Source organism: Streptomyces brasiliensis (genome assembly GCF_014647875.1).
Taxonomy (GTDB): Bacteria; Actinomycetota; Actinomycetes; order Streptomycetales; family Streptomycetaceae; genus Streptomyces; species Streptomyces brasiliensis.
The window spans coordinates 1-2,340 of sequence record NZ_BMQA01000187.1 but is presented as its reverse complement, the minus strand read 5'-3'; the positions used below and the strand labels follow the sequence as shown (position 1 = coordinate 2,340).

The following is a 2,340-nucleotide window of genomic DNA, read 5'->3' as shown; positions in this document are numbered from 1 at the left end:
AACTCGCCCTCGCGGCGTGACCGCACCCACCCACCCATCACTCAAGAAGCAACGCACCCAAAGATGAGCGGCCTCAAGACCTCCGAATAGCCCCTGAGCTGGGAAAACGCGCTCCGGAGCCGTGGGCACACGGCCCCGGAGCCCCGTCATGCCCATCGCCGCAGGTCAGCCCGCACTTCCGCCCCCGCCGTATGCCTACCAACTGTCGAGCTCGGGGGCGAGGTCCGCCTCGACCTCGCCTCGCGCCTGGTCATCGGCGACGGTCACACCCGACGCCCCTCCAGCGGCATCAGCAGCTGCGGCCGGGCCTGACCGCGTCAATGAGGATCGCGTGGCCCGCGCGCGACAAACGGGCCGCCGCCGTCCGCCGGCAGGACGACGATGAACCGCCATGGACCGCTCTCGACGCGGGCCAGGTCGACCGTCGCGGCGGCGCCGAACGCCTCAACGGTGGGCCCAGCCCCGTCGGTCAACTCATCGAGCCCCGCGTAGTGTTCCGCCAGAGACGCGGATGGACCGTTGATCCACAAGGAGACCTTCGCGCCTCCGCGAAGCGCGGCGAGCAGGTCGTCGCGGACTTTCCCCTGAGCCGCAGCCCGCACCCTGTCGTGAAGACGCTCCTGCGCGCTCGGCTCCGTCGGGGCGGCCTCAGCCCGCTGACGGCACCGCAGACACGAGTGAGGGGCGCCGGGATCGAACAGGTGCAGGTAGCGGGTGGTGTGCCGCGCCGATATGCTGCACAGGGTCCCGCGCGCGCCCACGGCGTGCTCGACGCCAGGAGCGCCGTTCACCTCGCAGACGCCGAACCGGGCCGGCTCCCGTGCGGTCGCGAACGACCAGTCATCGGCCGGAACATCGATCACGCGGACGAGCATGCCACAGCTGTCGCACGCGGCTCGGTCGTGGTCCCGGAGGCCTTCCAACGGGAGCCCGGGGTGTGGTGCTGGGGTACACCCCAGCACCACACCCCGGGCATCACCGAAAGAGCGTCAGAATAGAGTCCGATGCCGGATTCTCTGACATGTGTCGGCTGGGATCTGAGAAGCTATCCGGACACGCGCACCGCGGAAGGGGCTCCCGGCGGCCTTGATCGTCTCCTACGTCCGCGTCAGTTCGGCCGACCAGAACACCGTCCGGCAACTCGAGGCCCTGCTGAGCCGAAGCACGATAGTTGTCACCGAGGCAGGCATCCTGTCACCGGGACCGCCGGACAGGGCGCGCCACGTCAGTCATCAACTGTCGCTTCCAGCTCGGGAGTTACACCAGTGACCGTACAGTCCCGGACCCCAGGGCCTTGGGTCAAGCGCCAGCGTCTTTGGCCGTACCTGACCCTCATTGCAGCTGGTCGGCGGACGCCACTTGGGGGCCGCCATCGAGGGTCGGATCGACTCGCGGGCGCCTTGACGGGGAGATGCGGGAGGGGGCGTTTCGGGGCACCGTGGGGATAAGGGGGCGGGGCCGGTCATTGGCCCGAGTCATGCGAGCATCGCCCTAGTCGAAGGAAACGTGATGGCCATAGCCACAGACATGCTCGTTCCTGCGCTGCGCGAGGTCCGTGAGGCCGAAGCTGCACTTGCCGATCGCTTCAAAGCCGATCTCGCCGTTACGCCTGCCGGGGAGTACCGGGAGTTCCTGGAGCGCCGTGTCGGCGATGCCCGGGGGCACGTGTATGCCATCGACGAACGCCTGGATACGTTGAAGCCGCGCGGGCTCGTGCAGAACGTTCTCAACAACGCCTGGGATCTCACCCGGCACGTGGCCCGGCTGCCCCTGGATGCGGCCATGGTCGCACCGGGCGCCCTGTTGCGGAGCCAGCCGGCGAAGGCGACGGAGGAGCAGTTGCTGAAGAACGTCGAGGAGGAGTACGCGGCCACCGCCTTCGCCGTGGCCATCTGCCGGGCCGCCGAGCGTATCGCTCAAGAGGCCCAGGACGCCGTCACGGAGGACCTGCTCAGCTCCATCCGCCGCGACGGCGAGGAGACGCTGGACGAACTTGTCGGCCGTCTCGACCGGCAGGCCGAGGCGGCGGTGGCGGCCGCCGAGGCAGCGACGGCGGCCACCGAGGGTGCCGGCGCCGGCGCCAGCCTGGCCGTCCGCGACTGGGGCAGCTGGCTGCGGGAGACGGCCGAGCGGATGCCCGGCGTGGACCGGATCCAGGGCGTGCCGGAGGGAGCTCTCATTTCGGAGGACGAGCTGCCGATCGCCGACTACCGCAGGCTCAGCACCAGGATGATCCTCGACCGGCTCCCGCAGCTGTCGCAGAGTGATCTCGCCAGTGTCTGCTCCTATGAGCGTTCTCATGCGGCCCGTCCCGCGGTCCTGAGCAGGATCGCGGATCTG

The 2,340-nt window shown here is 69.4% G+C and carries 2 protein-coding genes; one reads left to right on the top strand and one right to left on the bottom strand.

The features are described 5' to 3' along the window. Positions 1-317: 317 nt before the first annotated feature. Entirely contained in the window at positions 318-875 is a 558-nt protein-coding gene (locus tag IEZ19_RS49545; protein ID WP_189317921.1) for a phosphoheptose isomerase family protein, read from the bottom strand. A 634-nt stretch (positions 876-1,509) separates the two neighbouring features. Between IEZ19_RS49545 and IEZ19_RS49540 the strand changes: the two genes are divergently transcribed. Beyond that, the coding region (locus tag IEZ19_RS49540) for a ferritin family protein (protein WP_189317920.1) at positions 1,510-2,340 on the top strand (831 nt) is incomplete at its 3' end.

What these genes read in the sequence shown, in the direction of transcription:
- IEZ19_RS49545 (WP_189317921.1), bottom strand. Translation starts at nt 875, where the DNA reads ATGCTCGTCCGCGTGATCGATGTTCCGGCCGATGACTGGTCGTTCGCG.